This window comes from Amedibacillus dolichus DSM 3991 (assembly GCF_000154285.1).
Taxonomy (GTDB): domain Bacteria; phylum Bacillota_I; class Bacilli_A; order Erysipelotrichales; family Erysipelotrichaceae; genus Amedibacillus; species Amedibacillus dolichus.
Map to the genome: position 1 here is coordinate 63,264 of NZ_DS483477.1, position 12,092 is coordinate 75,355.

General features: G+C 39.9%; 9 protein-coding genes, 1 tRNA gene and 1 pseudogene. 6 read left to right on the top strand and 5 right to left on the bottom strand.

Annotated features, from left to right (window positions below):
- Complete coding sequence (coaBC, locus tag EUBDOL_RS07630) at positions 1-1,203, bottom strand: bifunctional phosphopantothenoylcysteine decarboxylase/phosphopantothenate--cysteine ligase CoaBC (protein WP_040463614.1); 1,203 nt, start codon at positions 1,201-1,203, stop codon at positions 1-3.
- A gap of 157 nt (positions 1,204-1,360) precedes the next feature.
- Here coaBC and EUBDOL_RS07635 point away from each other — a divergent pair, with 157 nt between their 5' ends.
- Complete coding sequence (locus tag EUBDOL_RS07635) at positions 1,361-2,881, top strand: bifunctional ADP-dependent NAD(P)H-hydrate dehydratase/NAD(P)H-hydrate epimerase (protein ID WP_004800293.1); 1,521 nt, start codon at positions 1,361-1,363, stop codon at positions 2,879-2,881.
- Here the strand turns inward: EUBDOL_RS07635 and hflX are convergent.
- Positions 2,878-4,107: a GTPase HflX gene (hflX, locus tag EUBDOL_RS07640; RefSeq protein ID WP_004800294.1), complete on the bottom strand. Its 1,230-nt coding sequence runs from the start codon at positions 4,105-4,107 to the stop codon at positions 2,878-2,880. The genes EUBDOL_RS07635 and hflX overlap by 4 nt on opposite strands.
- A gap of 113 nt (positions 4,108-4,220) precedes the next feature.
- Between hflX and EUBDOL_RS07645 the strand changes: the two genes are divergently transcribed.
- On the top strand, positions 4,221-4,790 hold the full coding sequence (locus tag EUBDOL_RS07645) for an N-acetylmuramoyl-L-alanine amidase family protein (protein WP_004800296.1): 570 nt from the start codon (positions 4,221-4,223) through the stop codon (positions 4,788-4,790).
- Between the two features lie 139 nt (positions 4,791-4,929).
- Complete coding sequence (locus EUBDOL_RS07650; RefSeq protein WP_004800300.1) at positions 4,930-6,936, top strand: UvrD-helicase domain-containing protein; 2,007 nt, start codon at positions 4,930-4,932, stop codon at positions 6,934-6,936.
- Positions 6,937-7,193: 257 nt separating this feature from the next.
- Here the strand turns inward: EUBDOL_RS07650 and EUBDOL_RS07655 are convergent.
- Positions 7,194-7,269, bottom strand: a tRNA-Glu gene (locus tag EUBDOL_RS07655).
- A gap of 194 nt (positions 7,270-7,463) precedes the next feature.
- On the opposite strand from EUBDOL_RS07655, the gene EUBDOL_RS07660 reads away from it, so the two are divergent.
- The gene (locus tag EUBDOL_RS07660) at positions 7,464-8,459 is read left to right on the top strand and encodes an asparaginase (RefSeq protein WP_040463617.1); all 996 of its coding nucleotides are present in this window, start codon (positions 7,464-7,466) and stop codon (positions 8,457-8,459) included.
- 95 nt (positions 8,460-8,554) lie between these two features.
- Here the strand turns inward: EUBDOL_RS07660 and EUBDOL_RS07665 are convergent.
- A pseudogene (locus tag EUBDOL_RS07665) lies at positions 8,555-9,551 on the bottom strand (PD-(D/E)XK nuclease family transposase).
- A 99-nt stretch (positions 9,552-9,650) separates the two neighbouring features.
- Positions 9,651-9,929, bottom strand: coding sequence for a hypothetical protein (locus EUBDOL_RS07670; protein WP_004800304.1), 279 nt, complete (start codon positions 9,927-9,929; stop codon positions 9,651-9,653).
- 224 nt (positions 9,930-10,153) lie between these two features.
- Here EUBDOL_RS07670 and EUBDOL_RS07675 point away from each other — a divergent pair, with 224 nt between their 5' ends.
- Together EUBDOL_RS07675 and EUBDOL_RS07680 are read left to right on the top strand one after the other, a co-directional pair.
- Complete coding sequence (locus EUBDOL_RS07675; protein ID WP_004800307.1) at positions 10,154-10,582, top strand: MarR family winged helix-turn-helix transcriptional regulator; 429 nt, start codon at positions 10,154-10,156, stop codon at positions 10,580-10,582.
- Between the two features lie 2 nt (positions 10,583-10,584).
- The gene (locus EUBDOL_RS07680; protein WP_004800309.1) at positions 10,585-12,009 is read left to right on the top strand and encodes an MATE family efflux transporter; all 1,425 of its coding nucleotides are present in this window, start codon (positions 10,585-10,587) and stop codon (positions 12,007-12,009) included.
- Positions 12,010-12,092 lie beyond the last annotated feature (83 nt).

A 12,092-nucleotide genomic window follows, 5' to 3' on the forward strand; every position in this document is an offset into this window, starting at 1 on the left:
CTATTGTACTCCTTTTTCCTCGCGAATTTCGGCAAGTCTTTCCAAAATCTTGCAGGCAACCTCATATTTGCTCATAATTGAAAGCTCTTGAAGCTGCTCTTTTTCAATAAGGGTTACGATGTTGGTATTATGACCGAACCCGGCTCCCTCGGTTTTTAAATTGTTTGCGACAATCATATCGCAATGTTTCTTTTCCAACTTTGCTTTGGCATTCTCAATTAAATTTTGGGTTTCCATCGCAAAGCCGCAAAGAATTTGATCCTTTCGAATATGTTCTCCCAAATAGGCGAGAATATCGGGATTTTTGACAAGCTTTAAGGTAAATTCTTCACTATCCTTCTTGATTTTATGCTCGGCAACACTTTCAACACGATAATCTCCTACGGCAGCTGCCTTGATAATATAATCGGCAGATATATAGTGCGCTTTTACAGCCTCTAGCATATCCAAAGCGCTTTGAACGGAAATCAGCTGAACGCCGAAAGGTGCTTCCTCTCGACTCGGTCCACTGATCAAGGTTACACAGGCTCCCATGGATTGTGCGGCACGTGCTAATTCATAACCCATTTTACCGCTGGAATGATTGGAAATATAACGTACGGGATCTAAGGCTTCCTGTGTAGGTCCGGCAGTGATCAGCACATGTTTGCCCTCTAAACGTCGATTGGTTTGAAAGTAGGAATCAATGCATGCTTCTATATCACTTAGCTCTGCCAACTTACCTTTTCCACAATCCCCACAGGCAAGAAAACCACTTGCCGGCTCAACGATGTGATAACCAAGCTCCTTGCAAGTCTTAAGGTTACGTTGCGTAACGGGATTTTCATACATTTGCGTATTCATGGCAGGACATATTACCTTAGGACAATCGGCAGCTAGAAAGGTTGTAGTAAGCATATCATCGGCAATACCGCATACAAATTTCGCAATGACATTTGCGGTAGCCGGAACAACGACAAACAAGTCGGCACGTTTGGCAAGGGAGATATGCTTTACACTGCGATCGGCAACCTTTTCAAAGGTTGAAACCATAACATTATGCTTCGTAAGGCTTTCAAAGGTTAAGGGAGTCATAAACTCTGTCGCATTCTGCGTCATGATCACCTCTACATCATAGCCCTTTTTTATTAAATTACTCGTTAGCTGAGCAGCCTTAAATACAGCAATTCCTCCACTAACACCTAATACGATAGTTTTTTTCATATTCAAATCCTCTTTCGCTGAGACAGCGTCATAAGCTATCTTATTATAACGCAATGTGATATGCTTGACAAGAATTGTGTGATTGCTTTCACAAGTTGAGATAAGCATTCTTTTCTTTTACGATCTATATTATAATAAAGATAAACGAGGTGGTTGTATGTATATTGTCGATAGTAAGACCATGCATAGATTAGATGAACAATTGATAAAACAGCAGCGTGTATCATCACTTGATCTTATGAAGCGAGCTGCAAGTGGCGTGAAGGATTACATTGATGAGCATCATACAAAGCTGGTACGTATTTTGATCGTTTGCGGTGTCGGAAATAATGGCGGCGATGGTTTTGCGCTTGCCAGCTTATTGAAAGAAGATGGGTATGTAAATGTAACCTTGTTTACGCTTGCAAATGAAAACCAGCTTACAAGCGATGCAAGATTTTATGCTTTGCGCTGTGCTCAACTGAATATTCCTTGTTTTCATCAACTTCATGAACTGGAAGGTTTATTAAAAAACAGCGAACAATGTGTCGATGCTTTGTTTGGAACAGGCTTATCACGTGGGATCCATGGGGATTATGCGCAGGTCATTCATCAAATCAATGCAAGTAAGCTTCCTTGTATCAGCATTGATATGCCAAGTGGTATCCACAGTGATACAGGAGCTTGTATGGGCTGTGCGATTCATGCCGATGTTACGATTAGCTTTGCCTGTTACAAGCAAGGACAGCTGTTAGGTGAGGGAAGGCGTTATTGCGGACATTTGAAAATCGTAGATATCGGTATTCCTCATGAAATGATCGCAAAGGAAGAGCATGCGATACTTTTAACGGAGGATAAGACACGCCAGATGTTGCCAAAGCGTTTTGAACAATCGCATAAAGGCAGCTATGGTAAGGTGTTGGCAATTGGCGGAAGTCGTTCGATGCATGGTGCTATTACCTTATGTGCCAAAGCAATGCTGCGAAGCGGAGTAGGCACTTTGACCTTATTTGTGCCCAAAAGCATCGGTATGCTTTTAGCAATGAAGCTAGAGGAGTGCATGTTGATAGAGGCAGATGATGAGAATGGCATGTTTGCACAAGGGGCATTATCCTTGCTTAAAGAAAAAATTGGGAACTACGATTTGGTTGTGATTGGAAATGGTATGGGAAGAACAAAGGCAAGTGAGGCATTGGTTGCCTATGTGCTGCAACAAGATATACCTTGCATTCTTGATGCCGATGCCTTGTGGTCATGTGCTAAATACAGAGAGCTGATAAAAAGACGGCAAGCTCCTTTGATCGTAACACCACATCCAAAGGAGTTCAGTTATTTGACAAGCAAAAGCACTGCCGAAATCAAGGCCGATCCTTTTAAGGCAGTGCGGGAATTTACAAGCTGTTATCCAAATGTAACACTTGTTTATAAAGATTATGTCAGTATCATAGCGACAGATAAAAAGTGCTACGTTAATTGTATCGGTAACAATGCCTTAGCCAAAGGTGGAAGCGGCGATGTGCTTTGTGGCATCATTTCCGGTTTATATGCACAATCCAAGCAAGCAATAGAGGCAGCAGGTGCCGGAGTTTATGTACATGCCAAGTGTGCCGATGAGCTATTACAAGTGGAAGATGCAAACAGTATTTTACCAAGTGATATCATCTTTACCTTATCCAAGGTATATAAAGCTTTACGCTAATGCATATACGCTTTATATGTTTCCAACAAATCATTAGGTAGAGCAACCTCAAGATGCATGCCATCTTCGAAATCATCACGCTGTGAAATTTGTGCTTGTGTAAGCAGTCTGCCATAAAGACTGCTTTTTTCATAAGGAATGCAAAGCTTTACCATAGTGGTTAGTGGAAATAAACGAAGTCGAATTTGATTTATCAGTTCCTTTATACATTCCTCGTTTTTAGCACTGATAAAAAGGTGCTCGCCATGCATGGAAGGATAGGGAATATCGGTTTGATCGCATTTGTTGAATACATGAAGTATCGGCAGATTTCCGATATGCAGGGCTTGCAGTGTGTCGCTTGTTACTTTCATCTGTTGTTCATAATCGGCATAGGAGGTATCAATGACTTCGATTAACAAATCGGCATAGCAAGCTTCCTCCAAGGTTGAGTGAAAGGCCTCGATAAGTTCATGGGGAAGATCGCGTACAAAACCAACGGTGTCGCTTAATAAAAAGCTTTGATGTCCCAAATCAATGCGGCGTAGAGAGGTATCTAGAGTCGCAAACAGCATATCCTTTTCATATACGTATTTCTCTTTCGAGCTATTGCTGTATTGCAGCAGAGCATTCATGATGGTTGATTTTCCGGCATTTGTATAGCCGATCAAGGAAACAAGAGGGAGGCGAGATTGCAAGCGAGCATTTCGTTGTGTCATGCGCGTTTTTTCCAATTGCTTTAATTCTCTTGTTGTAGATACAATGCGTGAGGCAATACGGCGTCTATCCAGCTCCAACTGCTTTTCTCCCAAACCCTTGTTTTGACCGCTGGCACTTTGTCTGCCTAAATGTTTTTTCGAACCGATCAAGCGTGAGCGCTGGCGTTTTAATTGAGCATTTTCGATTTGTAAGCGTGCTGCTTTTGATTTGGCACGGCGAGCAAAGATTTCCAAAATCAAATCGCTGCGATCCATGACGTTTATATTCCAATAAGCCTCAAGGTTTCGGATTTGTAGAGGGGATAAGTCATTGAAAAATAAAACAGCATCTAGGGCATGTGCTTGTAGAAAGGTATGGATTTCCGCACATTTTCCTTTTCCGATCCAAGTGTTGCCATGAATTTGTCGCAGCACTTGGCGAAATTCTCGGACAATTTCCATATCACAGGCAGCAACCAGCTCCTTAAATTCCTGTATATCTTCTTCATGAAGTGTTTGTGCACCAAAAACAACAGCAACCTGTTCCATGCAATCCCTCGCTTTTCTTTCTAAGAATAGGATACCATAGTTTTAAAGGAAAATTCCAAGAAAATATTGCACCTAAAAGAAACGTGAGCATAGCTTAGGGAAGGAGGGATTGTATGACGATTCGTGTTTTTATTGATCAAGGACACAACTTGGGAGAAATCAACGCTGGTGCGAATGGAAATGGTGTCGTTGAGGCGGAGGTAACCTATCGAGTAGGTAAATATTTGGCAAAGTATCTAAATACCGATCCTGCTTTTACGGCAAGGGTATCACGTTTGTTTCCGGATACGGTTTTGGGATATGATGCCGCAAGCAGCTTACAGGAAAGGGTAGCGATGGCAAATCGTTGGCCTGCTGATTATTTTATCAGTATTCATGTAAATGCCAATTTGAATCCCAATATCAACGGAAGTGAAATTTACGTATATCAGGAAAACAGCGTTGCTTATGATTTAGCGCAGGTGGTTTTGGCTTCCATTGTAACAAGCATTCCGATGCGGGATAATCAGGTACGTATCAACCCACGCTTATATGTGTTGCGTAAAACGACGATGCCGGCAATTTTGATTGAATTGGGCTACCTTAGCAATCCGGAAGATGCGCAGAAGCTTTTAACGAAGCAGGAGCAATTTGCCTATGCGATTTATCAAGGCCTGCGTGATTATGTCATGCGGAATGCTTAGAAATCACAGCTGTGATTTCTCTTTTTTTACTGAAAGAGGTTCCAATTTCAAAAAGTCGGGAAAATGTAAATAAATCCTTGGAAAATGATAGGAAATAAAAGTAAAGTAAGGTATAATTTAAATATAAGCAGGTGATGAAATGGAACAGAAAATGCAGGAATTTTTAGCAAAGTATGAAATAGCTCCTTGTGAACATATTGAAACAGTGTTGGATACGAGTACGACTTGTCTTGTTGTAAGGGGCTGTGTGGGCAGTGGTAAGACACAGCTTTTTTTATCGCGTCTTGCCTATCTATTAGAGAGTGAAGCAGCACAAAAGGAACAGATGCTGAACCTAGTTGTTGATGCCTCTAGCGCACGTATGATGAAACAGGCATACAGAGAGCGTTACGGTTGTGAAAAGACCCCTAATTTTGTGGATATCTTTTCGTTTGCCTATCGCATTGTCAGCTTTTATGATGAGAAAAATCAAAATACCAGAAAGGTATTCAGCAATATGCAGAAGGCTGCCGATAAGATTTTAAGAACTCAGTTTAAGCTGATATGCTCCAATGTGGAAATCGAGCGGTTATTGCAGAAGGTTTATCAGTGTAAGCTGCGTTTGTTAAATGAAAAAAGAATTGCGGAAATCAAAATGGATAACATTGATTTTGCGGCTTTTTATAATGCTTATGAAAAGTTTAAGAAGCAAAAGAAAATTTATGACAAAGCCGATGTCTTGCAGGAAGCCTTGCATATTCTAATGTATGATAAGGAAATGCTGGAGCTCTATCAGCAGCGCTTTGCGTATATCACGATCGATGATGCACAGGAGTTATCCTATGCCGCACAGATGCTGATTCGCATTTTACAGGCGCATCAGGCAAAGCTGTGCGCGTTTGTAAATCCACAGGTAAGCTGCGATCTGACCTATGATGCCGATGCAACGATATTCGATGCATGGAAAGATGATTATGAGGATTATAAAGAGGTTGTTTTAACAACGACACATCGTTTGAATTCGACATTATGTGAATTGACAAATCGTTTTATACCAAGCACCATGACAACTGCAAGTACTGAGGAATGTGAAATTAAGTATAAAGGCTTTAGCGAATGGAAAAAGATGTATGATTATGCATTAAAAAGAGTTGAGGAAAAAGAGGAGGTTGCTTTCTTATATCGAGAAGATGCCATCGCGATTCCGTTGATTGAGCATCTTGTATCCAATCAAATCGCAGTAAATTTCCAATGGAATATCAAAAGCTTTTTGAATGATTCGATTGTCAAAGATATGGTTAACTTTTTGTCCTTATTTATAAATCCACGAAATATGCGTGCCTTTTTTGAAGTGCATAAATATATGGGCTTGGATATGAGCAATCGTATGCTTTTGGAAATTGATGGAATTATGAGCGATCAACCGCAGATGGATATTTATCAATCCATTATTGCCAGCAGTTATAAAGCTAGTGGGAAACGTTTATTGTCCTCTTATATGGAGGATATCCGAGAGGTTTCCGGTGGAACGACCTTTGACATGCTGCAATTTGTGTTGGAGAAATTTGCTTATGATGCGAATATGCGAAAGGAACGACGTACGATACAGGATCCGGTATGGATCGCATTGCAGATTTTGGCAGCGAAGTACCCCGATCCAAGAGAATTTTTAGAGGTATTGCGTGGTCTGATCAATATTTCTTCAAGTGAGCATGCCGATGTTTATGTATTGCCGCTTCGTGCAGCGTATGGCAGACAGTATTCCTGCGTATGTATGATTGACTGCTTTGCGCATATTTATCCGAAATTTAAAGGAAATGCCTATGAGGAAGCCTTTGAAAGACGGTTGTTTTATATGGGAATGAGCCGTGCTGTTCATCATTTGGAGCTATTTACCGGCAAGAACTGTTTTGGTACGCGTTTGGAAATGTCGCCATATATTTATGAATTGCATGGTAAGCGCAAGGAAGCAAGTAAGCCGAAGGCCACAAGCTCTCGGTTAAGAGAACAGGATTTTAAACGTGGTGTACGCATTGAGCATGCAAGCTTAGGAAAGGGAACGATCAAACGTGTGAAGGACGGTATGATGGAGGTCGTTTTCGCAGAAGAAAATAAAATGCTTAATATTAAATTATGTATAAAAAATAAATTGGTAAAGCTTGTTTAAAATAGAATATTATAGAAGTGCAAGAAAGACTATCTTTTCCAAACTTTTAAGCAGGTATTAAAAAGAGATTTCTAATATGGTTGTTTAGCCGCTGCCATACTTGAAATCTCCTTTTTATATGCTGTATCGTTTTGATTTTAAATATGCGATGTCTTATAAACTACTTTGTGAAGTGAATAGGTTCCTTTTGTTTTACTTCTTCTCATTTTTCTCTTACATAACAAAAAAAGCCTTAATAGAAGGCTTCATTTATCAAATGGTGACGCGTACGGGATTCGAACCCGTGAATGCATGCGTGAAAGGCATGTGAGTTAACCGTTTCTCCAACGCGCCATCAATATTGCTTACATATCCTACCATAAGTAGCGAATAAACACAAGTAGAAATTTGCATTTTTTTCATATAATTTATTGCACGGGAAATAATTTGCCATAAAAAAGCAAAATATATATGCAAAATGAATGATTTTTAACTTTTTAAATGAGGTGATGTTTAGTATAATAAGGCAGGAAGCTAGGTGGAATGAAATGAAAAAACTATTATTGATTACAACCGGAGGAACGATTGCTTCCTCACCAAGTGATGAAGGCTTGATTCCGGCATTGAATAGCCAAGAATTGTTATCAATTTTAGGCTTACGCGAAGAACATATACAATTGGATTGTGAGGATTTGTTAAATCTTGACAGCAGCAATATGCAACCGGAGGAGTGGAAGCTGATTGCTCGCCGTATTTATGAGGTATATGCGGATTATGATGGCATTATATTAACGCATGGAACCGATACGATGGCATATACTGCAAGTGCCTTGAGCTTTATGCTGCACAATTTGCCGATACCGGTTATTTTGACAGGCAGTCAGCTGCCGTTGCTGCACCCGCTGAGTGATGGTGTGGATAATATACGCTTGGCATTTGCTGCTGCTCAATGCGCTTTGCATGGTGTCTATATTTGCTTTAATCGCAAGCTGATGCTTGGTACACGTGCGGTTAAGGTACGTACGATGAATTTTGATGCCTTTGAAAGTGTCAATGCACAGCCAATCGGTATCGTTGATGCAAGAGGCTTACATATCTATGAGAAAGACGCTATCTCTTTAAAGGGGAAATGTGAGTTGTATGATGATTTGTGTGAAGATGTCTATTTGATGAAGCTTACTCCCGGCATGAATCCGGAAATTTTAGATGTTTTAGCAAATATGAATTACAGAGGCATCGTCATTGAAGCCTTCGGTGCCGGAGGTATTCACTTTATACGTCGAGATTTGATTAGTAAGCTGGAAGAAATTGTTGCGAAGGGAATCAGTGTGGTGGTATGCAGTCAGTGTCTTTATGAAAACAGTGATTTTTCGATTTATCAAACCGGACAAAAAGTGCTGCGTCATGGTGTGATCCAAGGCTATGATATGACGAGTGAGGCTTGTCTGACCAAATTGATGTGGGCATTGGGACAAACAGCGGACCCACAGACTGTGAAGGAAATCTTTGCGACAAATTATGTGAATGAAATTACTTTGAAATAATAAAAATAAGAGACAATCAATTTTTTACGGTTGATTGTCTTTTTATATGGAAATGAAAAATGAGACCAGTATTTCACTTTGTCTCATTTATGCAATTAAATATGATGCTGCAGCTCTTCCCAAGTATTACAGGTAAGTAGCTGATTGGAAAGCTCATATAGCTGAGATTAAGCTTAAAGTGGATAACCATTCCTTTGCATCAATAGCGAATTTCTGTTTGATTTGCATGGACAATAAATTCAAAGTGCCAAGTCGATTGCCTTCTTCTAAACCAAGCTTTGTGCCCTGTTCTAACCCTAGTTTTGTCCCTTTTTCTAATCCTAGTTTTGTACCTTCCTCTAGACCTTTCTTCTTGCCTTCATCATAGCTATCCAACAGATTGTTCTTCTCTCTCCACTCTGCCATCTGTCTCGACATTGCCAGCGACCACAGCCCTTCATCATCTTTGAATTTCTCATGCTTTTCCATTAGCTTTCTCACCAACCTTTCCTTTGTCTTTAGTATAGCATGATTCGCATTGTTTTTAAATAAGTAGCACACCTGTTCAAAATCATTCATTGCTTCCATTCCCTTTTCCTTCGCTATTTCATCAATCATCGGCAGTTGAATATAGATTCTGTGTAACAGTGGCTCTTTGCTTTCTGCCTCTCCATATGGATCTCGCATAATATAGCGATTGATCAATCGTTTCTCATTTTGCGGACATGCATTTACAAAGATGATTTGATAAATCGATTGCAGCTGACGATAGTTCTCTCCCTCTACGAGCTGCTTGCTAAGCATGTTTGCCCCATAGTATTCAAATCGTTTCCATTCCGATGCCTGTAAGAAGGTAGTTTGCATTTCAAAGTCATATTCATGACCTTGCTCGTCCTTGACATGAATATCCAAGATGCTTTGCTTTTGCGCAAGCAGTGTTGGATCAAGATTGGGATTCAAAACGATGCTTTCTTTTGGGTGAATACCGGTAACACGTTCAATAATGGTGTTACGGATATACGTGGAATCCTCATCTTCACTTCCAAGAGCATATTTAAAGAAAAAGTCGTTGCAGTAATTCACTTCATTACTGCATGTTGTATTGGTAAGCATATCGATCCTCTCCTTTCGCTGAAATATACCTACATATATCTCATACGAAGGAAAAAGAAAAAGCAGTGAAAAATTGTAGAAAAATAAAAAAAGATGCTTTTAAATCAGCATCTTAATCACATAAGCAATAAGAATTGTAGAACCGGATAGGGAGGAGCCTACAATACCAAGTACAAAACCGGCAATGGCTCTGCCAAGAGGGCGTGCCTTGTTGCCAAGAACAATAGCAATGATACCACAAATTAAAGAAGCAATGCCACAGCCAACACCTAATGGAAATAAAAAGAAAAACAAGATGGCGGATAATACGGCAATAGATACGGAAACAATACCAAGTACCATAGAGGCAATTGCTTTTCCGACAGATGTATTTTGCATATCATCACTCTCCCTATTTCATGATAATTCTAACATAATCCAAACATACAGGCAAGAAAGGAAGAAAACGTGAAAAATATAAGAAGGATCTTCCACGTTATATATTGCTATATCAAGAAGAAGCTTTATAAAAAAGTGGCGGCAGGTGAGGAAATTTCACATAATTAGTTGCGCATGCAACGAGTTTGCGCTATACTATACAAGTCTTATTGAGGAGAGAAAACATGAGAGAAATCAGCAAATATGCGTCAATGATTTATCGCTGCGGACAAATCTATTATGACGAATATCTGACACCCTATCATATCGGTTGTGGGCAGCAGTTTTTTTTACTTCGTATTTATGAAAAGCCCGGGATTTCACCGTATGAATTGGCATCTATGGGAATGTACGACAAAGGAACATGTGCCAGAGCGTTGAAGAAGCTGGAGGAGGAAGGCTATATTGAGCGTGTGGTTGATACACATGATCGACGTTTGCAGCATTTATTTATTTCGACAAAAGGAAAAGAGCTTATACCAATCATTCAAAAGATGCTAGATGAATGGTATGAGGCAATATGTATTGATTTTAGTGAAGAAGAAAGAAGCATGGCAGGGGAATTGATGCGGCGAATCAGTGAACATGCGATGCATGCTATCGGTAGGAGGTAATTATGGAAGCAGTGAAAATAAGAACAAAAAATCCGTTAGGATATCAGCCAATCGGACATTTATTGATGCGATTTGCGATTCCATCAGTGGTATCAATGTTGGTTAATGCTTTATATAATATAGTCGATCAAATTTTTATCGGAACCGGAGTCGGCTATTTAGGAAATGCCGCAACAACGGTTAGCTTTCCTTTGCAGACAATCATTTTGGCATTAGGAACGATGATTGGTGCAGGGGCGAGTGCCTATGCTGCTATTAAACTAGGTGAAAAAAGAGAGCAAGAAGCAGAGCATACTCTTGGAAACGCCTTTTTTATGCTAGTATTGGCAGGTATTATCATCATGGTTGTCGGACTGGTATTTTTAGAACCGATCTTATATTTGTTTGGCGCAACCGCAAAGAATTTTGCATACTCCCAAGATTACGCCAGTATTATTTTGTTGGGAACGGTTTTTAATTTGTTGGGAATCGGCTTAAGTAATATGGCAAGAACTGATGGCAGTCCAAACATTGCGATGCTCAGTATGATTGCCGGTGCTGTTTTAAATACCATTCTTGACCCGATTTATATATTTGTATTTCATTGGGGCGTGAAAGGAGCAGCCATTGCGACGATCACCTCACAGATTATCGGTGCGGTTATTCTGGTGTATTATTTTTTGAAGAAAAGTACAATGCGTTTGCATATTTCACAAATGAAAATTAAGAAAACTATTTTTGTCAGCATTTTATCCTTAGGGTTTTCAAGCTGTATCACGCAGACAGCCGCCACTATTATGCAGGTAGTAATGAATAATTCTTTGGTTTATTACGGTGATTTAACTTCTACTACCGGCGATGTAGCACTAAGTGCAATGGGGATTGTGTTAAAGATATCTATGATCATTACCTCGATTTGTATTGGAATTGGTATCGGAGCACAGCCGATTTTAGGGTTTAATAAGGGAGCAAGACAGCCTAAGCGTATAAAGGAAACATACAAAAAAGCATCTTCGATTGCTGTTTTGACATCAATTATCGGTTGGGGAGTATGTATTGCGATTCCCGGTGTAATTCTATCCTTGTTTGGCAGCAGTGATCCGGTATTCTCAACTTTTGCGCAAAGAGCTATGCGTATTTATATGCTTGGTATCTTTACTGCCGGTTTCCAAATTACCGCAACCAGCTATTTTCAAGCGACCGGACAACCGTTAAAAGCATCGGTTTTATCCATGATGCGCCAGCTGATCCTGTTGATTCCTTTGATTTTGATTTTACCACTGTTCTTTGGTTTAGACGGTATTTTGTTTGCCGGTCCGATTGCGGATATCAGCAGCGGAATCGTAGTTTTTGTCTTTATTTCAAAGGAAATGAAAAAACTGAATGCCCAGATTGCGTTGGAAACGGAAGAAGAGCTTGGTGTTTATAATGATGAATTGGTGATGTAAAGCTGTTATAGCGACAGCTTTCTTTTTTAATGATACTACAACTTCAAAGAGAAAAGAGGTATAATAGTAGCTAACGGAGGTGA

Bases quoted from the DNA above. Each gene is read 5' to 3' on its own strand.
- coaBC (WP_040463614.1), bottom strand. From the start codon at position 1,203: ATGAAAAAAACTATCGTATTAGGTGTTAGTGGAGGAATTGCTGTATTT.
- EUBDOL_RS07635 (WP_004800293.1), top strand. From the start codon at position 1,361: ATGTATATTGTCGATAGTAAGACCATGCATAGATTAGATGAACAATTG.
- hflX (WP_004800294.1), bottom strand. From the start codon at position 4,107: ATGGAACAGGTTGCTGTTGTTTTTGGTGCACAAACACTTCATGAAGAA.
- EUBDOL_RS07645 (WP_004800296.1), top strand. From the start codon at position 4,221: ATGACGATTCGTGTTTTTATTGATCAAGGACACAACTTGGGAGAAATC.
- EUBDOL_RS07650 (WP_004800300.1), top strand. From the start codon at position 4,930: ATGGAACAGAAAATGCAGGAATTTTTAGCAAAGTATGAAATAGCTCCT.
- EUBDOL_RS07660 (WP_040463617.1), top strand. From the start codon at position 7,464: ATGAAAAAACTATTATTGATTACAACCGGAGGAACGATTGCTTCCTCA.
- EUBDOL_RS07670 (WP_004800304.1), bottom strand. From the start codon at position 9,929: ATGCAAAATACATCTGTCGGAAAAGCAATTGCCTCTATGGTACTTGGT.
- EUBDOL_RS07675 (WP_004800307.1), top strand. From the start codon at position 10,154: ATGAGAGAAATCAGCAAATATGCGTCAATGATTTATCGCTGCGGACAA.
- EUBDOL_RS07680 (WP_004800309.1), top strand. From the start codon at position 10,585: ATGGAAGCAGTGAAAATAAGAACAAAAAATCCGTTAGGATATCAGCCA.